The following is a 19,274-nucleotide window of genomic DNA, read 5'->3' on the forward strand; positions in this document are numbered from 1 at the left end:
AAAATAGCGGATTGAATATGAGGAAGAGAACTGTAAATTTCTGTGTTATAATAATGTATCTCAAGACTTCGGAATCAAGGAGGAAGCTCCTGTGAAGGTCATATTAGTTGACGATGAACGTTTAGCATTGATCGGCCTTAAGAAAATACTAGAGAAAGAAGTCAGTGGGGTTGAAGTTCTGGCTACCTACTCTGATCCAACAGAGGTAATGACGGGAGTCATGATACAACGCCCTGATGTGGTGTTTCTGGATATTCACATGCCGGAGATTAATGGTCTAGAGCTGGGCAGGAAGATCCAACAGGCAGCACCTGATATCGAGATTATTTTTGTGACCAGTCATGATCAATATGCTGTGCATGCATTCGATTTACAGGCCTTAGACTATGTGATGAAGCCGATCAAGAAGGATCGTTTCCAGCAGACGTTAAGCCGGGTAAGGGAAAGATTGAATTTGAAACGGGAGCAAAAGGGCAGGGATACGAATACACCTCTCATTTGTTGTTTTAATCAGATACAATTCAAGTTGCCTGGTCAGGAGGCGCAAACGGCCAAGTGGCGTACAAGTAAAGCCCAAGAGCTCTTCGCCTATCTGCTTCATCACCGCAATCAGATTATCCATCGCAGTACCTTGCTTGAGCTGTTATGGCCAGAGCTGGAAGAGGACAAGACCGTGCATCAGCTCTACACCGCGATGTACCATGTACGCCAAACCCTCAAAGCCTATCATATGGATATGGTCACGATCCAGAGTGGACATCTGGAAGCAGGCTACCGTCTGGAATTAGGTGAAGTTCAGTTAGATAGTGAGCGGTGGGAACAGGAAGTGAAGCAGTGGAAGAGTGTGGATTCAAGTACAGTGGATGCTTATGAGCATGTGCTAGGGTTATACAAAGGCACGTATCTTGGGAACTATGAGTACATGTGGGCAGAGCCCGAACGGGAAAGACTACGGTATCTGTGGTTATTCCATATGAGACAACTCATCCATTATTATCAGCAACAAGAGCTGCATGAGAAGGTCATTGAGAATACACGCCGGATTCAGCAGTTGCTGCCTGATGAGGAAGAGAGTTATTTTATCCTTATGAAGTTATATGATGAGTTAGATAATGATTATGGTGTAGAAGAGCAATATCGCCTGCTAACGACTAGAATGGAACAGGATTTAGAGATTCCGGTCAGTCAGAACATCAGGGAATGGTACCAAGATTGGAAGCAGGGTTTAACGAAAATTAGAAAATAATACATGGGCTCCTTGCTTGCGCATCTGCCAATATTGAATATCGTACCAGCACAGATCGCTGTGTTGTTATATAACCAAGACCGAATACATTGTTTTCGGTCTTTTTTTGATGGTTGGAAGGTGGGTTCCCTTATTTTAATTATTTCTAATGAACGTCCCATATGTTAGTATATTTAACATTAGAAGCGCGGAGTGTAACAATAAGCGCTAATCGTTGTAATAGTAGGTGGAGAGATTGATGCGTAACTGGGTCAGAAATGAAAACGTGCAAATGACGGCCATCGCCTTGGCTACAGCTATTGGTGCACAGTTCAAGATTAATCCTTTTCGGGAAGACTATTTTCGCATCGGTCTAGGTGTCAGCATTTTTTTGTTTTTGCTGATGATAATGCCCCACTTATCTTATGTGAAGACAGGAATCCTGACAGGTTTTGCTAATCTGATCTTTCAATCTGTAGATCTGCTGAGCCATGTCAGTACGATGCCGATCTTAGAAAGTATGCGTGATAATGTAGGTGCAGGCATGTACTACGTTGTATTCGCTTATGGCTTAAGTAAGATTAAACATAGATTTCATGAGTTCCAGCCACTGGTTCTAGGTGGAATGATTACGATCATGGACTTCTCTTCCAATCTGACGGAGCTTCTGCTGCGCGGGATATTTAACGGTACGAACATTCTTTATATGAAGGAATGGTTGTATTTGTTGATTGTTGGAGCTCTGCGAAGCTACTTCGTTATTGGGTTATATAACAGCTTCGCGGTAAGGCAGATGCGGCTTCTTCATGCTGAACAGGAGAAGCGGATGGAACAGATGATGAGTGTGAACTCAGGGTTATACGGTGAAGTCTTTTATCTAAAGAAGTCGATGAATACTATCGAAGGCATTACGGCGGATAGTTATGAGCTGTATCGGGATCTGCGAGAAAATGAGATGAATGAATATAGTCAACGGACGCTGGGCATCGCACAGCAGATCCATGAGGTGAAGAAGGATTCTCAGCGTATTTTGGCAGGTCTGCTCAAGGTGTATGATAGTGAAAAGGCAGTTCATCTTCAATTATCCGAAATGCTGCACTTCGCTGCCAAGGGCAATCGGAAATATGCGGAGATGTTGAATAAACAGATTACGATTGAGATGCAACAGCAATTCGATTGTGAATCTCCATATTGTATTCCTCTACTCACCGTGATGAACAACCTGGTTGCGAATGCAGTAGAGGCGATTGAGACGCAAGGAACCATTCAGATTCATGTGTACGAACAGGAGATGGATGTGGTTTTTGAGGTTACGGACTCAGGCAAAGGAATTCCAGAATCGAAGCGGCAGATTATTTTTGAACCGGGGTATACGACCAAATACAATGAGGTAGGGATTGCTGCAACAGGCATCGGTCTATCTCATGTGCGTGATATTGTTCAATCCTTGGAAGGTACGATTACAGTAGATGTGCCTGAAGGTGCTAAGGGCTCTAGATTTGTCGTGTGCATTCCAAAAGTGAGTTTGGTAAAGGAGGCCGGGGTCGATGACGCTTTCTATTCTGATCGTTGATGATGATATCGTAAGTAGAAGTATGTTACAGGATATTATTGAAGAATGTGGAGCAGGTGAACTGGTAGGTACGGCAGAGGGGGGTATCGAAGGGGAGCAGATGATCATAAATCTGAGACCCGATGTAGTGCTTATTGATCTGCTAATGCCTGATCAGGATGGCATTGAGACCGTTGCCAGGCTCAAGGCACTTGGCTTCGCAGGTAAGTTTATTATGATCTCACAGGTAGATAACAAAGAAATGGTAGGTGCAGCTTACCAGCAAGGGATTGAATTCTTCATCCATAAGCCCATTAATCGTGTGGAAGTCGAGCATGTGCTCAAAAGGGTGAATGAGCAGTGGAAATATGAGCGTTATGTGCTTGAAATCCAGCAGTCCCTCACCAAATTCAACATTGTGGAGACACCCCCTATTGCGAAAGGACGCACTGTTCGTGATATATCGAGAGTCATACTGATGGATCTAGGTATTCTGGGTGAGAGTGGCAGCAAGGATGTTATCGCATTGATGGAATATGTCATTGAACAGAAACAGGCTGTAGAGTGGCCCTCACTCAAGGAAATGTACGAAGCTGTTGCACAGACGTATAAGCCGACAGCCAAAGAGGTGGAGAAAGAAAGCAAGGCTATGGAACAGCGCATCCGGCGAACGGTTAATGCGGCGTTGACGAATATGGCTTCGATCGGCCTGACCGATTATAGCAATCACAAGTTTGAGCACTATGCACCGCTCTACTTTGACTTTCAGGATGTTCGGATGAAGATGCGGGCGATGGAAGAGGATCAGCCTGGTGATAAAGGTAAGGTCAACATTAAGAAGTTCCTGCATGTGTTCTACATGGAGACGGTTGAGAAATTAAATGGCGGCTGAACCTGCTAATTAGCGGGTCGGTCTTTTTTTGTGTTGGCTCATTTAGCTGTAGTAACAAACTTGGTATAGTTGTCTGGGTGTTTTTGGTATGATGAGCATATTGGAGCTTGAAGGAGGCTGCTTATGGCCAGAGTCACACAGATGAACAAAGACATATTCACGGTTAACCTAGAAAGTGCCATCAAGGAAATCCAAGATAACGAAGAATTGCACTATGAAGAAGTTGCATTTATTGTTGAAGCTGTTGAGGAACCTGGCAAACCACTTGACGGAGCGGATGACATGATGCGATTGTGGATACTGGCGAAGAAAAATGTAGAGGGCAGACAATTTTCACTTCAAAATGCTGTGGATCTGCTTGCATGGAAGGCGCCTTTTGTACCGATCTGGATTGATGTATCGTTTGTGAAGATGGACGAAGCCAAAGCAATTTTCAAACTCAAATCCAGCCTGAGGTTAAGGAAACCAACGCTACTACGGAATGCAGACACAGGGCATGCCCCGTTCAGAGCTGTACTTAACGTGTAACACCTTTTGCATATAGAATAATAATAGATCTACATAAGAGATGGGAAAACCTGCTGTAGCGCAGAACAAAGTCCAAGAGAAGGGTTGTGTGATGATGGAAAATAATAAGTTACAGCATTATGCATTAACCGATGTTGCTCAGTTGAAGGTTCATGGGAGAACGACGGAGAGCAGGTCGCCGCTGACGTTGTTTTGGACAGGTAGCGCGGTGGAACTGAACGTGAGCGGGACAGAGTTATGGATAGAGGTCGATTCCAAATATGATGTGTATGAGCCATGGATTAGTGTGCTAATTAACGACGTAGTGGTAAGTCGCCAGATGTTGGTGCACGGAAGGTACTGGGTGTGTATTTTCAGAGGAATGAACGAAAGCGTTACCAAAAATGTGCGAATCGTAAAAGACACCCAAGCCATGAGTGGGGATCCGGGATGTGCATTACAGATTCATGCGTTGAAATCAGATGGTGCATTCCAGCTGGTGGAGGATAGACCTTATAAAGTGGAATTCATCGGAGATAGCATTACATCAGGCGAAGGTGCAATCGGGGCTCAGGCTGAGGAAGATTGGATTCCGATGTGGTTCAGCGCGATTCAAAATTATACGGCGATGACGGCGGAAGCTCTTCACGCAGATTATCGCGTCATCTCGCAGAGCGGCTGGGGCGTTATGACGAGCTGGGATAACAATCCCAACGCCAACATTCCACAGTACTATGATCAGGTGTGTGGTCTAGTAACGGGGGAGATGAACGAAGCACTGGGGGCGCATAACCCGCATGACTTCAATGCATGGCAGCCGGATGCTGTGGTCGTGAATTTGGGCAGCAATGATGGCGGTGCCTTCCAGACACCAGAGTGGATAGATCCGAACACAGGGGTCACGTATAAACAACGATTGAATGCCGATGGGACGTACCATGAAGAAGACGTGGCTAAGTTCGAGCAAGCAGCATACCAATTTTTAATTCAGTTGCGGAAAAATAACACCAAGGCACACATCGTCTGGGCGTACGGCATGCTTGGATTTCCGATGATGCCTGCTATATACCGCGCGGTGGATACCTACATGAAAGAAACCGGTGACCGAAATGTGTCGGTCATTCAACTGCCCAATACAACGAGTGAGACGGTAGGTGCCAGAACTCATCCGGGGATGTTATCCCATAAGCGGGCAGCCGAAACCTTAACAGAGCATCTGAAAGGCATACTGCACCATTCCTAGAATACAGAACGAATCATGGCAAAGGAAAAGAGTTAGACACGAGGCCAGAGTTCTCTCTTAACAATATGAAACGAATGCAAACAAGCCCACAACCTTACGCAGTGGGCTAATTTGCATTGCATTGGTTATGGAATTTTGTATCCATAGTAGATCGTAGTCATTAGTGATTTAGCGCAGTAATCCGCGACTTTGAACGCCTAAGGAGGCATTAAGCCTGTAATTGTTCTGCCTCATAGCGAATCGCAATAATCTGCCCGAGCGTCTTCGTCTCGATGGTCTTCCACCGACTCGGCACCGTGTCTTTGGGGAATAGCGGAATGCCTTCACCCAGAATTTTCGGAATAATCGCGACTTCGATCTCATCCAATAGATGCTGCTCCAGCACCGATTGAACTAGCTTCCCACCGCCAACAATCCATATATGCCCTGGTGTAGACGCCTTAAGTCGAGCGATTAATTGTTCCACCGGCTCATCTGTAAATTCAACATGTGGAGCAGGCGCCTGCTTGGAACGGGACATGACATATGTTGGGCGATCAGCATACATAAAATCCTCAGCTAGTGTGAGCACCGCCTCATAGGTGTCACGTCCCATGACAACGGAACCGATGTCTTGATAAAATGCTGCGTATCCATTGTCACCTCCATCTCCCTCCACATCCATCAGCCAATCCACAGAACCATCTGGTCTTGCGATGTATCCATCCAGACTCATTGCAACATACAAGATAACCTTAGTATCTGACATATGTATCGCTCCCTTCTTCTTAACGTTATGATACACTTTAACTATGACAAAAGTTGACGTAATTAAAGGTGGAAAATGATGAATAATCGCAAGCTTGCCATCATGAGGCTAATGGATTCTAGGCGGAAATTTACGGCTCGCGAGCTGGCTGAGCGGTTCCAAGTGTCTATTCGTACCATTCAACGTGACTTGGATGCGTTGCAGTCGATGGGCTTTCCTCTATATACCGAAGTTGGTGTAAATGGAGGATACCAGGTTCTACCGAATAGGTTACTGCCACCCCTCCAGCTCAATCAGAACGAGGCATTAGGTTTATTTCTAATGCTTGAATATTTGGAGAAAGTACCAGACTTCCCTTATGGATCGGTGCGAGAACATCTGGCAGAGCAGTACTTTTCGAGTCTGCCGCAGGATGTACAGGATCTCGTGATGCGAATGAGAAAACATATTACCTTTCTTCAGCCACATTCATCGATGCACGCTCAGCCAATGACAACTACAATGTTGGACGCAGCGGTGGAGAAGAGAGGTGTTACCTTCCAGTATTCTTCCCGTAATGGACAGAAAACAGTAAGGGTCTTTCCAATCGGTATTTATTATGATCGTGGGTACTGGTACATGCCTGCACGCCATAAGGAGAGAGTGTTGCTATATCGTGTGGATCGCATGAGTGATCTTAAGATTACGGATGAAACGGATGAATCTATCCCGAACCTGCATGATTGGCTGCGTGCGGAGGATGAACGTGAACGTGTAGAGGTCGTGCTACATTTTACTGATGCAGGGGTAAGGCAAGCTACCTCGGATGTCGTATTTAAGTCTGTGGAGGATAAGGAATGGAAGGGTGCAATTCCCGTAGATGAGCTGCCATATACAGCGCGTGGGCTACTGGCCTATGGGCCGGAAGTAAAGGTCTTGGCTCCAGTAGAATTGAAACAAATGGTGCGTAGTATGCTGGAGAAAAGTCTGGAGCAGTACCTGTAAAGAAGAAGAGACGTACAGAAAAAGGGGACTACAGGTAGTCCCCGACTGTGATGGTGTGTGGCTTATCTCCCTTATTACCTTGTGATTCTTCGACGTTGTGCACACCCCATTTGCAGATTTCCTCAAGGATGGGCATCAAGCTCTGACCTCTGCTCGTTAAGGAGTACTCTACCTTTGGTGGAGACTGGTCGTACTCTACTCTTTGAATAATACCGTTACTTTCAAGATCGCTTAATTGAGCGGTTAACACTTTGTATGTAATGCCAGAGACACGACGCTTGAGCTCTCCATACCTGGTGATGCCGTGGAATGCGAGTTGGTACATAATTTTCATCTTCCACTTCCCACCAATGATAGACAAGGTATAGTCAAACGGGGTTAGAACAACGTCTTTCTTGCTTGTTGTAGATTCGTCCATATTGGTCAGACTCCTTTGAGAAGATATATGGAATTTGTAAACCGAAATTCATTCTTATGAACAGGGAGAACAGCATCGTATTCGTTAGTAAAAAACAACAATAATTCAGGCTCACTCCACTTTCATTAAACGAAGTGAGGTGAGCCTGAGGTCGCTCCAGACGCGAAGATGCAGATGGTTCAGGAATTATGAATCATGAACTAGAATTGACCCATATTCATTTTTCCCTTAATTACAGTCAGGCCATAGGTGATTGAAGGAGCATACATATATAGATTTAACTGTTGCGGTGAGTAAGGTCCAACCTCTGTATGGAAGTTTCCATTTTGATCAAACTGAACGGTTACTTCCTCAATATGTTTGGAGATGGGTCCTTCTTGCACTTTAATGTTAATGCTCTGTCCTTTTAACTTAAGGAATTTGCCTTCTAGAACCAAGCTCCCATCACTACGATATTCAGCGAAGAAGCTCTGATCGGTATATGTGGCTGGTTTGATGTACACTTCTTTTTTTGGCATTTTGGGAAGGCTTAATGGATCTGTTGGGATCGTGGGTCTTCCCTCCAATACACTTATTCCGTTGTACAGATACTTAAGAATCTGGAGTGCTTCTGCCCGAGTCACTGTGTCGGAACCTTCGTAACCAGAGTAAGACAATTCCGTTTTCCCACGTACGTAGTCGTTTGCAAGTACATACTGAATTGCATTAGATCCGGCAAAATGTTTGCCATCTGCGGCAGACACAATCTCCGCAATTTGCAGGCGTGTAATAGCCTTGTTCCTGGAGGCGGCCTTGTTGATCCCTGCAAGCGGGTAGTTTCGATCCTTCGCAATCTGATACGCTGCATCCACTAATGTCTTCTTAGGAGCTTGATAAGATTGAATATCGATACGGTAAGCTTTTAGGAGCATCATCCAGAACTCTGCTTCTGTTACGGTCGTATTCGGCTGGAGCAATCCATTGCTTGCTGGGCTTACAATACCTAACTTCAATCCCCACTCTAAAGCCTCCTGTAAAGGATGGCCTGTGATATCAGACGGTAGCTTGGTTAACGAACTGTTATAATTCCTCGTTTTCCATTTTGGATACACTTTAACTTGTACTTGTGTTGATTTACCTTCTAATGTGGCCTTCACTGTGTAATTACCAGGCTGTATTGCGTTTATGATTCCAGCTGTAGACACCTTAAGGCCTTTGGCATTGCTGCTTATGTAACTTAATCCTTCTGTTGCCTCATCAAAAGCATTATCATCATAATGGCTTGTCCACCTCAACTGGAGCTGTTCACCCTGATTAAGAGTAACTTCTTCGGTAAAAGGTGTGATTGAAGTTAAGTTCGTTCCTTTTCCGGTCGTAAAAGACCACGTCTTGTTCTTGGAACCTGTTGCTTCACCTGTGGAGTATGTGAGTGAAACGGTATATGTCTGATTGCCTTTTAACACCGACTTTGGATAGATAAACAATGTTTTGCCATGTAACTGTTCATGATATGGAAGTTCGTTTCCTCGGCTATCTTTGACGATAACCTGGTGACTGATCATTTCGAGCTGAGCGGCTGCGGAAATAATATAACCCGAGAACGTTACGCCGAACTGCTTGAGCGGATTCGGGATTTCATTGCCATAAAATCCTACCGGTACATTGGTCTGTTGATCGTAAGGATATACAGCCATCGTTCCCTCTTCTTTGGTCATCCAAGGGCCTGCGAAATCTGCGACAGCCGTTCCATCGACCAGACCGAACCCAACTTCAACAAGGGTAGGATCAAGAACGATTTCCCGATGATATGCAGTATCTAGGAATCCTTGTAGAGCGGCTGAACTGCTCTTCTGCTTGAAATGCATAGCTTCGGAGTAAGCATACCCCTTTGGAGCGACATAGCCAGCTGCTTCAATTCGATTTTTCATGTTTTTACCTGTGAAACCTGGCATGCCTTCCATTTGCATATGAGAGCTTAGATCAGGATGCTTGCTTTTGTTGGCATTGTAATATGAAGCATGAGACTTGGCAGCACGTGTGATAATTGGATTCAACTTGAGTGGAGGAACGCCGACCTTAGCACGCACCGCATTGAGGAAATTTAACGCATCCAGTTGATCCTGGGTGTACCCGGCACTGTCAGCGCTGGCACGGGGCACAACATGGGTGCTAAGTGCTCCTGCTAGTAGGCTAAAGAGAGCCAGAACTGTCGTGACGTAAGCAATTTTGGTGATGAAGCGCCTACGCTTGGTTAAAGATGATTTTCTGTGAATAAACAAGATGTGACCTCCTTCAATTAGATTATGATAAAATTCGACATAATATTTGTAAATCCTGCCATATGCACTACAAGATGCATTTGTCTGCTGTGTTATATGAGCTTTTGGTTACTACGCAAGCTAGATGAGTATAAATGAATTATTTTGATGAATTGTTTTCGCGCTTTTCCTCATTTTCTCAGTACGATCATAAAGTTATTGATTATTGTTAACAAATGTAAATTACTATAAGTGATACAGCATATTGTTAAAGGAGATGAGAATGGTGAATTTGAATAAGATGACAACGATCATTACCTTCATTTTGCTCATCATGATAGCCGTTTTTCGGAACAACGTTGCAGCTCTCATCTTCAGTGTGGTCATGATTGCGGTGATGGGGTACACCGCGTTCCGCGTGAGAACCAAATGGAATATAGGCACTGCCGTATGTCTAAGTGTGATCCTTGTGATCTGGAATGTGTACCTTGGCTTGGAAAATCTATAACAAAGAGACCCGCCTCCTTAACGAAGGCCGATCTCTCTAAACCACTTATACTAACTTGCCTCTATAATAGTGATAATCGGTATTCACTTCAAAACCAACACTTCGATACAGATTCAAAGCGCGCTCATTCTCCGTAACAACAGACAGTCGAATGTCCGTATACTCTTGCTTCTTCAAGAGATCGGACAGAATGGTAAGCACAGCACGTCCCAGCTTTCGACCCTGATAAGCAGGCAGAATGCAGAAGTTATGAATAAACGCAGTTGTGGCATTAATGGAATTGACCCGTACCAGCCCAACAGGCTGTTCATCCTGACAAGCAATATAGGTTACTCGGCTAGGTTCATTCGTTTGCATAAAATATTCACGAGTCCAGCTCTCTGAATCGCCGAAGGCTTGGGAGGAGCAGGTGATCATAAAATCCCAATCTTGAGCTTCTGCTACACGCAAAGTAACTTCGGGCAGTCCATCCATTGGAGAGATTTTACTCACAAGCTGCATGACGTACTCCGCACGATCATACACTGCTCCGAGTGATTCAGCCGTGTGGATTCCTGGAGATAAGCCCTGAGGAATACGGTAACTGAGCTGATGTATACCCTGTGGTGTCATGTCGAGAATGGCTTGCTTCAGTAAGCTAGAGAACACACCTTGGCGACGATGCTCTGGATGTACGATGGCATTTATACTTCCGGTCTCAGCGTCAGAAGCATACCAACTAAGGAGTCCAACCAATTCGCTGTCGCGATAACAGAGGAGCGCATGGTCTCCGTCTTTTTTGCTGATATGATCAAGATCTGCCTTAAGATGTACAGAATCCAGTTGTTTACATTGTTGTTCGAGCGAGATAATCGCATCAATTTGTTCCTTGGAATGATAGATCATCGGAATGACTTGATAGGTTGACATGCATTCACACCTTTTTATTGAAAGATACGCACAGAAACGCGGGTTAGAGTTCGCTATGCTCCAAAATAGATTTTAATTGAAGTTAGAATCATCTAGATCTATCTAAGATGAATCTATGGTTGGATAGAGGTACGCACTTTAAAGTGCGTACTTTTTTTATAATAGACAAGTGTATATTCTTATACCAACTATATTTGTCCCGTCCGTCTTTGTAAACCGAAGGATCTGCTGAGGGAAAGGGAAGAAAGGGTGAGTGTAATTGGGAAAGGATCATCCACATGAATTTGCAGCAGGTGATATCACGGTTGATGAAATGTATAATTTAATGATTGGTTCAGTGGTGCCCCGGCCGATTGCTTGGGTTTCTACGAGAAGTGCGGAGGGGGTGCTTAATCTGGCGCCGTTCAGTTTTTTTACCATTGCCTCGCGTAATCCACCAACGTTGCTCTTATCGATTGGTCCTGGTGTAGATGAGAGGCAAGGCACGGTTAAGGACACGCTAGTCAACATTCGAGAGACGGGGGAGTACGTTATCAACGTCGTTCCTGCCTCGCTTGCAGCTTCAATGCAGCGCTCGTCCGCTCATGTAGCATCGGAGGATAATGAGTTCGAACTTGCAGGGGTTACACCCCAGCCAGGGATATGCGTGCGTGTGCCTTCTGTGCAGGAGTCTCCCATTGCCTTTGAGCTTACGCTGGATCGAATCATCCCGGTTGGCACAGATCATGTGATTCTTGGAAAAGTCGAGCATGTTCGGGTCGATGCAGAGGCATATGCCGGTAATTATAAAATAGCCTTAGAGAACTGGCAGCCATTAGCCAGTCTGGCTGGCGATTACGCCATGATTACACCAGCGTTCACGTTATGAGAACGAGTTGTAGAATCACATCTCATAGCGGGTGAAGCGCAGAGAAAAAAAGGCTCCTTTTCAGGCGGTGTGCCTGATTAGAAACCTTTTTCCGGCAAAGTGTAGATGGTTGCTCCTTGTATCTCATGTGAGCATAATGATCTTTGTATGCTACGGATGTATCTCTAAATACGATATACCGCTAAACGGCTAGAAGTTAGTACGGGTAAACGTGGCATCACTCTTCACAGTGGAACTGCTGGATGCATTGATGGCATCGAGTTGCAGTACATAATCATAGTGCCGGATATAATAGCCGGGCTGACTGTAGGATTGCAGTGACACTTCACTGCTGTCCGCCCAGCCGGGGCTACTTAGAAACGTCGCATCTCCCTTATAGACTGCGGTATTCGTATAAGCTTCAAGCACAATTTTGTTGCTGGCATTACGCTTTAAGAAGAAGCCAGGGAAGTTGACGGACTCCAGCGAGATTCCTGTGGAGCTAGCAAGGCCAGGTACAACACGGAACTGGGAGTCCAGTACCGGTGAGACGTTGGCATCCACACGAGCTGTATAATTCGCATGACGGATATATCGATCCGGATAGTTGTGTGAACTGAACCGGCTGTACCCGGTGGTTTCAGGGGTAGCAGGTCCCAACATTTTGACCTCGTGTAAGGTTGGCGTATACCAGTTGCCAGGATTGTTCCATAAGACGGCATTCACCATATTAATTCGTACATAACGAGCAGTGAAATGCACCGCATCAGTCGTGAAACCATAGGTCAGGTTGTTGGTGCGATCTAGTGAAGCATAATTAATACCATCGTTACTGATCTCGATTTTATATTTGTAATACCCTTCAGAGCCTTTATACATAAACCAAGACGTGTCGATCTCCGTGATGGTCTTCGGAGCGCCGAAATCCACCTGCCACCACGCCGGCCAACTGTTGGATGAAGCTACCCATGAAGTCTGGTAGTTACCGTCATTGACGTTGGATGCAGATGAACCGGAGGCTGTCGAGATGGCAGTAGCCGTTTTGCCTTGAGCATGATTGACCAGAGCGGGTGGGGTTACTGTGCCTGTAGCTGCATCAATGTTCCATGTGGTGTACCACTCCAGCGATGCCGTTCCGTTCGAATCATTCAAGGTTAGCGGCAGCCAGATATGCTTGTGTTCTCCGAGGTTCATTGGATTCCAGCGGTCTCCCATATAGATATACGATGTTGTACTGCTGCCTGTGATCGTAGCGATATCATGGATCTGCGAGCCGAAGGCCGATGGATTGCCATATGGTGTAAGGGAAGTCCATGGCCCTGTCATAGACGTCGCAGTGGCGTACGCTCCTTGATTCGGATACCAGCCCGCGGCTTGGGAGGTGAAGAGGTAATAGCGGTTTCCTTTTTTCACAACGGCAGGTGCCTCGCGATAGGTATTCTCGAATAGCCAGCCTTCGAAGGATTGAATTCCGGTGTAGCTTGCATTCATTTTGAAAATGGCCACCGTATCATTAGCTCCGCCATTCTTACGGGAAGCAGTAACCAGATAACCTGTGCCATCCGTATCTACGAATACGGTCATGTCACGGGATTCATAATCGAGTGGACGGAAGCTGCCCTCATACGAAAATTTGCCATTCGGTGTATTGCTTGTCGCTACCGCTACACGCCCAAGGTTGTAATCCGTCCCGTTCTCATAATGTGCCCATAGCACATATTGGGAGGTGGCGGCGTTATAGATGACTTTGGGACGTTCGATTTTGCTGGATGCCAGTTCCGTTGCAGAATCCTTCGTCAGGATCGCATTGCTAAATGTCCAATTCTTCAGATCCGTGGAGGTGTAGACGTTAACACTGTCGAATCTGCCGCCTACTGCATGTTCACCATACAGATAATACGTCGAGCCTACCTGCAGAATGTTGCCGCTGTTGGCATGGATGGGATTGCCCGCCGTATCCAGCCAGTCGGTTCCGTTGGTTATCGTGACACTTGCTGCGCTTGTTCGTTCTGGATGAAGACCAAACAGGGTGAACGTGAGTGCTAAGACTAGACACCAGACAGCTTGCCTTTTACCCATTACATACACCTCCCGATAGAATGAAGATCAATATAGCGCTTTCAATTATATTCTAGTTGGGCTACACTCGATGACAAGTGAACAATACATCCATTGATGAACAAAGCGACATTTTATCTTGAACAAGCAGGAAGAGCGGGCATGGACTGAAGATGATGTCCAATGGCAAAGATAGCGGCATTGTACTACAATAATGCAAACTAAACTCGATTTAACGGAGACGGGTACATATAACACTGCATCACCAGCTATATAACGCAACACGATATCACCATTACATGATAATAGGGATAGCAGGCTTGGTAACAAGCTCGCTATCCCTACGTCATTGTGTATTTATTTTAGACAGAGAATGAATTACTTATTGCCCTTACGAACCTTGAGCTGCATCTTTTTGATCGTTGTATTTTGCATCATTTCAAGCACAATTGGCCCTTTGCCGTTCAGAATTTCCACATCTGTTACGTTATCCTGAATGGTAATGATGCCAATATCGTCTGCGCCCACGCCTTCAAGCTTGGCGATGGTTCCAACGAAGTCAACAGCACGAAGTTTCTTCTTCTTGCCCCCATTGAAGTTCAGCTTCATAATCTGCTGATTCAATTGTTCGCGCTTGTCCTTTTTGCGCTCAGGTACAATCTTAAGCCGCTTCTCGAACTCTTCTCTGCGGCGATCTACAGCATCTTCAGAAGGAGTTTTAATCACCGGGATCTCGAATCCGATGTAGGATTCAATCTCAGCAAGACGTCTGCCATCCTTCGGCGTGATGAAGGTAAAGGCTTTACCCGTCTGACCTGCACGCCCAGTACGGCCTGTACGGTGAACATAGCTTTCCTTTTCGAGCGGAATATCGTAGTTGATTACATGTGTGATATTGGTAATGTCGATACCCCGAGCAGCTACATCCGTCGCAACTAAATAACGGAATTGTCCACGTCGGAAGGCATTCATGACTTCAATCCGCTCGTCCTGCTCCATGCCGCCATGGATGCGATCTGCTGGATAGTCGAGGTCAGCCATCACGCGGAACAGCTTGTCTACATTCTCCTGCGTGCGGCAGAATACGATACAGCTATCCGGATTTTCCACAATGAACAAGTCTTGCAGTAGCGCAGTTTTGTTCACTTCAGAAGTATGAATAACCGCATGTTCAATCGTGGCTGTTGTCAGTCCGCTTGCCTTGATCTCAATCTCCACCGGGTTGTTCATGTATTTACGGGATAGATTGGCTACATCTTCTGGGAAGGTCGCGGAGAAGAGCATTGTTACACGCTCCTGAGGCAATGCCTGAATAATAGCACCCACCGTCTCAATGAAGCCCATATTCAGCATCTCATCGGCTTCATCAATGACCAGATAAGCGATTCGATCCAGTGGCAGTGTTCCGCGTTCGATATGATCCAACACCCGACCAGGCGTACCTACAGCGACATGAGTTCTTTGTTTTAACTCAGCCTTCTGGACATGAAAAGGCGATTGTCCGTATAGTGCGGTTGCCTTGATGCGTTTGAAACGGCCGATATTGGTGATGTCTTCGGTAACCTGCAATGCCAGCTCGCGGGTAGGGGTAAGAATCAACGCTTGCGGTTTATTCTCGTTCCAATCTACCTGTTCACAGAGCGGGATGCCGTATGCAGCCGTTTTACCACTACCTGTCTGTGATTTAACGACCAGATCTTTATTCTCTAGGGCGACTGGAATGACTTTGGACTGAACCTCAGTTGCTGTCTCATAGCCCAGACTGTCCAGTGCTCGTACAATTTCTTCTCCAAGCTGAAACTCACTAAATTGTTGCTTGCTCATTATTAACCTCTTTTGCATTAGTTTTGAATACTACATATTAGCATTACACCGTACTATTTGCGTATACCTTCTTATTATACTCGATATGTTGGAGCGTTAACGGAATATTTGATGTAATTCAGATGTAATCGTTAAAAATTAAACGAAAGGAGATCCCCTGCTCAAGCAGAGGATCTCCTTTGATTTATTAGATACTGTCTCTAGTGGAGTGTGACCAATACTATTAAATCCACTCCTCCCTAGCAACTCTGCACAGGAAAGATAGAGTTATAGAGAATACTATGAAACTATAAAACAGAAGGAGGATGATTTTAATGGGATACAACAACGGGAATTCGTACAACAACTATGCTATCGTATCAATTATTAAACAACTGGGATTGGGTGCTAATATTAGAGTTCACTTTCAAGGGCAAACGCATACCGGAAAATATGCCGGACTGAACAATGGAGTGCTTATTCTTAATAGATCGAATAATGAGACTGCTTATTTCCCAGTCAATCAAATTACAGCAATAGACGTTATCTAAAGAAGACAAGACAAGAAGAACGCATGAAAGAGAAGCAAAAAGAAGAAGCGGAAACTAGATTTTCCGCTTCTTTTTTCTTGGGAATATGACCTGCACAGCAGAAATCATGCGGGGATGGATATAGACAAGCGAATCACTCTTATTGATCACGACTGAATCAAAGGCAAAGCCAGCATAGATTCCCTCAATAGACTTGGAATTTAGATATATTCGTACATGAGCTCCTAATTTGCATCTTTGCAATATATACACACTAAACATCGTAGTAGTCCTCCCATCGTCTTTATCGATAGGATATGCTAAAAAGATAGGTTTGCGTGGATGCTTGCTGAGATTTTAGCTTTCTAGCACATTGAGTCTTGTGGGAGGATAGAGCGTTCCTCGTTGCCTATTCAGCATGAATATATAATAGATTGCGCAGTTTTTTTGATTACTTCAACATACTTACATATTTACCGTATACATAGACAACGCGACCATCCAATTTCACTTTCAGCCAGCCATACTTCTCTGTGCTAATTACCTCAAGAATGGTTCCTTTAGGTACAGCCGTGACGATCTTGGCTTGGGATGAAGCACCAGCGCGAACATTCAGGTAAGCTGCGGTTACTTTGGCTTGTTTAACCTTGTTGTCTTTTACCGTATCAGGCTTCGTTGAGCCTGGTGTAGTAGCAGGTTTGCCTGGTTTAGCTGGTTCTGGTGTTGGCTTCGGTTTAGCTGGTGTGACAGGCTTCTCCGGTGCAGGTGTAGGTGTACCCTCACCGTTTCCAGCCGCTGCTTTACGAGCTGCGTTCAACTTCTGATAGAACTCACCTTTGGTTGATATGCCCGAGAATTGTGCTGTATCTACGTTTGCTTTGGCAGATAGGGCATCAATCTCTTCTTGCGTCACAGCATCCAGAATGTTAATGGAGGCAATGTTGGTGTATTTTCCATCTTCTGTGTTAGGCACAGACATTACGCCCTCATTGATAAGCTCTACAACATCTGCACGGGCTGGTGCAGTGAGGTCAACGCCAGTGATTGTCCAGTTGTGCTGAATCTTCGGTTCATAAACACCGTTCATGACATCTTTCAGGTAGGCAATAGACAGGTTGCGAATGGTACCTTGAATCTCGCCGAATGCCGAAGCATCCTTGGAGGACCAGAGTTGCTTGAACGTACGGCCTTCCAGTGCGCCGCCCTTCGCAATTAACGCTTCCATCCGGTAAGCATTCATACCGAGTTTAAGCGTATCTTGTTCTTTTACTGCTTCACCATTGCTGTATTTGAGGTTCGTAATTCGGCTACCGTATGGCTTGGTGAGATCAATCTCATAGGTTACGCCGCCGAAGAAATCATTCGTACTGTACTTGGAAGCACGGCGCTTCGGATCAAAGCTAATCGTTACATCTCCTGGGCGTGTCGAGTTAAAGTATCCTACAGACCACTCCATGTAATCCTTCAGGTCACGTCCCGTGACTTCATATACAGTGACTTCACCGAAGGTATATTGATAGTTGAAGGCGATGTCTTTTTTCTTGATCGGGCCAATATCTAGCTTGGCTTTGTCGTTATCAATCTGGTGTGCAACCACATCGGCATCGCTGTAATGGATCATGACTTCGGTGAAGAAGTCGGATAAAGGGGTCTCCTGAACCTGCACAGCAGGAATGCCTTTGATCTCATCGGCAGGTACCAGGTTAGTTCCTTTTAATTCAGCAACCTCGATGTTAGCATCTGCACGAGCGAACTCGTGGAACGGGTGCAATGTCTCTTCAAGCCCTGCATCAGATACCTCGTAGGTACCATCTGCTGCTTTTACAGCGAGAGCCTGAGCTTCTTTACTTTTCAAGACAACGTTGTCGCCGTCTTTCTCAAAGGTTAGGTCGATTCGTGAGATGTGTGATCCGTATTTGTTCGGTTCGGAGATCAATACGCCGTTTACCGTTTGCGATTCAATTAGAGTATGCATGTGTCCAGCAAAAATAGCCGCCAGCTCAGGGTTCGCATTTGCGATGTCGGTTACTCCGGTTCCCGGATTGCCGTTCTCGTTGTCGAGACCCATATGCATAAGTCCAACCATGACATCTACTTTGCCTTTAAGCTCAGCAATGGCTTTTTTGGTCTCTTCGACAGGATCTTTAACAATAATGCCATCTAAGTGATCGGTGCCTTTCTCAAACTCAGTAATCATCGGTGTGTTCATTCCAATGACACCGACTTTAATGCCATCTTTCTCAATAATCGTATAAGCAGGCATGTAGCGGTCGCCGTTTTCTTTGAAAATGTTACCTACGAGAGGTTGTCCGTTGAATTGGGAAGAAATCTTCTCCAACACATCCAGACCAAAGTTAAACTCATGGTTACCCATGACCCATGCGTCATATTTCATCTCGTTCATTGCGACCATCATGGGAGATTGCGGTTGATCATTGAATAGCTCAGCAGAGTTATCCTGAATCATATCTCCTGCATCTAGCAGAATCGTGTTAGGATTCTCAGCACGAACTTTTTTAACGATGGTATAGAGCTGTGTCATGCTTCCCGTTGGGTTTGGACCGTCGAGAGCGTAGTCCCATGGCATAAAACGCCCATGAATATCGGATGTGCCGAGCAACGTAATTTTAGTTTCTTTTGCTGATTCGGCTGCTTCAGCCGGGGCTGAAGTGAATGGAGCGAACAAAATGGAGGTACATAAGAGGAATGATAAAGACCATCCGGCGAAACCTTTCGTTGAAAATTTGCGCATGTTGTAATCTCCCTTGTTATCTAGTGTATGTAAAGATATGTGTCATTTTATACTAGATAAA

Annotated in this window: 16 protein-coding genes; 9 read left to right on the plus strand and 7 right to left on the minus strand. The window is 45.3% G+C overall.

Features of this window, described 5'->3' with window-relative positions; genetic code table 11:
* Nucleotides 1-91 precede the first annotated feature (91 nt).
* The 5 genes from ASD24_RS27780 to ASD24_RS27800 all read left to right on the plus strand — a co-directional run bounded on the left by ASD24_RS27780 (nucleotide 92) and on the right by ASD24_RS27800 (nucleotide 5,419).
* Nucleotides 92-1,246 carry a response regulator gene (locus ASD24_RS27780; protein ID WP_056703073.1) on the plus strand — a complete coding sequence of 385 codons (1,155 nt, stop codon included), beginning with the start codon at nucleotides 92-94 and terminating at the stop codon, nucleotides 1,244-1,246.
* A 238-nt stretch (nucleotides 1,247-1,484) separates the two neighbouring features.
* The gene (locus ASD24_RS27785) at nucleotides 1,485-2,798 is read left to right on the plus strand and encodes a sensor histidine kinase (RefSeq protein ID WP_056703076.1); all 1,314 of its coding nucleotides are present in this window, start codon (nucleotides 1,485-1,487) and stop codon (nucleotides 2,796-2,798) included.
* The gene (locus tag ASD24_RS27790; protein WP_056703079.1) at nucleotides 2,773-3,669 is read left to right on the plus strand and encodes a response regulator; all 897 of its coding nucleotides are present in this window, start codon (nucleotides 2,773-2,775) and stop codon (nucleotides 3,667-3,669) included. Before ASD24_RS27785 ends, ASD24_RS27790 begins: the two co-directional genes overlap by 26 nt.
* 123 nt (nucleotides 3,670-3,792) lie before the next feature.
* Nucleotides 3,793-4,197 carry a hypothetical protein gene (locus ASD24_RS27795; RefSeq protein ID WP_056703082.1) on the plus strand — a complete coding sequence of 135 codons (405 nt, stop codon included), beginning with the start codon at nucleotides 3,793-3,795 and terminating at the stop codon, nucleotides 4,195-4,197.
* 91 nt (nucleotides 4,198-4,288) lie between these two features.
* Entirely contained in the window at nucleotides 4,289-5,419 is a 1,131-nt protein-coding gene (locus tag ASD24_RS27800; RefSeq protein WP_056703085.1) for an SGNH/GDSL hydrolase family protein, read from the plus strand.
* 208 nt (nucleotides 5,420-5,627) lie between these two features.
* Here ASD24_RS27800 and ASD24_RS27805 read toward each other — a convergent pair whose 3' ends face one another.
* Nucleotides 5,628-6,167, minus strand: a complete 540-nt coding sequence (locus ASD24_RS27805) for a dihydrofolate reductase family protein (RefSeq protein ID WP_056703088.1) — start codon at nucleotides 6,165-6,167, stop codon at nucleotides 5,628-5,630.
* 78 nt (nucleotides 6,168-6,245) lie between these two features.
* Between ASD24_RS27805 and ASD24_RS27810 the strand changes: the two genes are divergently transcribed.
* Entirely contained in the window at nucleotides 6,246-7,151 is a 906-nt protein-coding gene (locus ASD24_RS27810) for a helix-turn-helix transcriptional regulator (RefSeq protein WP_056703090.1), read from the plus strand.
* A gap of 28 nt (nucleotides 7,152-7,179) precedes the next feature.
* Here ASD24_RS27810 and ASD24_RS27815 read toward each other — a convergent pair whose 3' ends face one another.
* A complete protein-coding gene (locus ASD24_RS27815; protein ID WP_056703093.1) occupies nucleotides 7,180-7,569 on the minus strand; it encodes a winged helix-turn-helix transcriptional regulator in 390 nt (129 codons plus the stop codon).
* A 200-nt stretch (nucleotides 7,570-7,769) separates the two neighbouring features.
* The gene (locus ASD24_RS27820) at nucleotides 7,770-9,827 is read right to left on the minus strand and encodes a CAP domain-containing protein (RefSeq protein WP_056703095.1); all 2,058 of its coding nucleotides are present in this window, start codon (nucleotides 9,825-9,827) and stop codon (nucleotides 7,770-7,772) included.
* A 262-nt stretch (nucleotides 9,828-10,089) separates the two neighbouring features.
* Here ASD24_RS27820 and ASD24_RS27825 point away from each other — a divergent pair, with 262 nt between their 5' ends.
* The gene (locus tag ASD24_RS27825) at nucleotides 10,090-10,314 is read left to right on the plus strand and encodes a hypothetical protein (RefSeq protein ID WP_056703098.1); all 225 of its coding nucleotides are present in this window, start codon (nucleotides 10,090-10,092) and stop codon (nucleotides 10,312-10,314) included.
* 45 nt (nucleotides 10,315-10,359) lie between these two features.
* Here the strand turns inward: ASD24_RS27825 and ASD24_RS27830 are convergent, their stop codons facing one another.
* Nucleotides 10,360-11,223: a GNAT family N-acetyltransferase gene (locus tag ASD24_RS27830; RefSeq protein ID WP_056703101.1), complete on the minus strand. Its 864-nt coding sequence runs from the start codon at nucleotides 11,221-11,223 to the stop codon at nucleotides 10,360-10,362.
* A 259-nt stretch (nucleotides 11,224-11,482) separates the two neighbouring features.
* Here ASD24_RS27830 and ASD24_RS27835 point away from each other — a divergent pair, with 259 nt between their 5' ends.
* Complete coding sequence (locus ASD24_RS27835) at nucleotides 11,483-12,091, plus strand: flavin reductase family protein (RefSeq protein WP_235540935.1); 609 nt, start codon at nucleotides 11,483-11,485, stop codon at nucleotides 12,089-12,091.
* Between the two features lie 189 nt (nucleotides 12,092-12,280).
* Here ASD24_RS27835 and ASD24_RS27840 read toward each other — a convergent pair whose 3' ends face one another.
* Both ASD24_RS27840 and ASD24_RS27845 read right to left on the minus strand, forming a co-directional pair.
* Nucleotides 12,281-14,149 (minus strand): AbfB domain-containing protein, encoded by a 1,869-nt coding sequence (locus ASD24_RS27840; protein WP_056703103.1) that lies wholly within the window; start codon nucleotides 14,147-14,149, stop codon nucleotides 12,281-12,283.
* Nucleotides 14,150-14,506: 357 nt separating this feature from the next.
* Nucleotides 14,507-15,952, minus strand: a complete 1,446-nt coding sequence (locus ASD24_RS27845; RefSeq protein ID WP_056703106.1) for a DEAD/DEAH box helicase — start codon at nucleotides 15,950-15,952, stop codon at nucleotides 14,507-14,509.
* Nucleotides 15,953-16,266: 314 nt separating this feature from the next.
* Between ASD24_RS27845 and ASD24_RS27850 the strand changes: the two genes are divergently transcribed.
* Nucleotides 16,267-16,482, plus strand: coding sequence for a hypothetical protein (locus ASD24_RS27850; RefSeq protein ID WP_056703109.1), 216 nt, complete (start codon nucleotides 16,267-16,269; stop codon nucleotides 16,480-16,482).
* A 430-nt stretch (nucleotides 16,483-16,912) separates the two neighbouring features.
* On the opposite strand, the gene ASD24_RS27860 is transcribed toward ASD24_RS27850, so the two are convergent.
* Nucleotides 16,913-19,213, minus strand: coding sequence for a 5'-nucleotidase C-terminal domain-containing protein (locus ASD24_RS27860; protein ID WP_056703116.1), 2,301 nt, complete (start codon nucleotides 19,211-19,213; stop codon nucleotides 16,913-16,915).
* Nucleotides 19,214-19,274: the final 61 nt, after the last annotated feature.

Origin of the sequence: Paenibacillus sp. Root52 (assembly GCF_001426865.1) — a bacterium.
Lineage (GTDB): Bacteria > Bacillota > Bacilli > Paenibacillales > Paenibacillaceae > Paenibacillus.

What these genes read in the sequence shown, in the direction of transcription:
- ASD24_RS27790 (WP_056703079.1), top strand. Translation starts at nt 2,773, where the DNA reads ATGACGCTTTCTATTCTGATCGTTGATGATGATATCGTAAGTAGAAGT.
- ASD24_RS27815 (WP_056703093.1), bottom strand. Translation starts at nt 7,569, where the DNA reads ATGGACGAATCTACAACAAGCAAGAAAGACGTTGTTCTAACCCCGTTT.
- ASD24_RS27860 (WP_056703116.1), bottom strand. Translation starts at nt 19,213, where the DNA reads ATGCGCAAATTTTCAACGAAAGGTTTCGCCGGATGGTCTTTATCATTC.
- ASD24_RS27830 (WP_056703101.1), bottom strand. Translation starts at nt 11,223, where the DNA reads ATGTCAACCTATCAAGTCATTCCGATGATCTATCATTCCAAGGAACAA.
- ASD24_RS27800 (WP_056703085.1), top strand. Translation starts at nt 4,289, where the DNA reads ATGATGGAAAATAATAAGTTACAGCATTATGCATTAACCGATGTTGCT.
- ASD24_RS27795 (WP_056703082.1), top strand. Translation starts at nt 3,793, where the DNA reads ATGGCCAGAGTCACACAGATGAACAAAGACATATTCACGGTTAACCTA.
- ASD24_RS27805 (WP_056703088.1), bottom strand. Translation starts at nt 6,167, where the DNA reads ATGTCAGATACTAAGGTTATCTTGTATGTTGCAATGAGTCTGGATGGA.
- ASD24_RS27825 (WP_056703098.1), top strand. Translation starts at nt 10,090, where the DNA reads ATGGTGAATTTGAATAAGATGACAACGATCATTACCTTCATTTTGCTC.
- ASD24_RS27785 (WP_056703076.1), top strand. Translation starts at nt 1,485, where the DNA reads ATGCGTAACTGGGTCAGAAATGAAAACGTGCAAATGACGGCCATCGCC.
- ASD24_RS27810 (WP_056703090.1), top strand. Translation starts at nt 6,246, where the DNA reads ATGAATAATCGCAAGCTTGCCATCATGAGGCTAATGGATTCTAGGCGG.
- ASD24_RS27845 (WP_056703106.1), bottom strand. Translation starts at nt 15,952, where the DNA reads ATGAGCAAGCAACAATTTAGTGAGTTTCAGCTTGGAGAAGAAATTGTA.
- ASD24_RS27840 (WP_056703103.1), bottom strand. Translation starts at nt 14,149, where the DNA reads ATGGGTAAAAGGCAAGCTGTCTGGTGTCTAGTCTTAGCACTCACGTTC.
- ASD24_RS27850 (WP_056703109.1), top strand. Translation starts at nt 16,267, where the DNA reads ATGGGATACAACAACGGGAATTCGTACAACAACTATGCTATCGTATCA.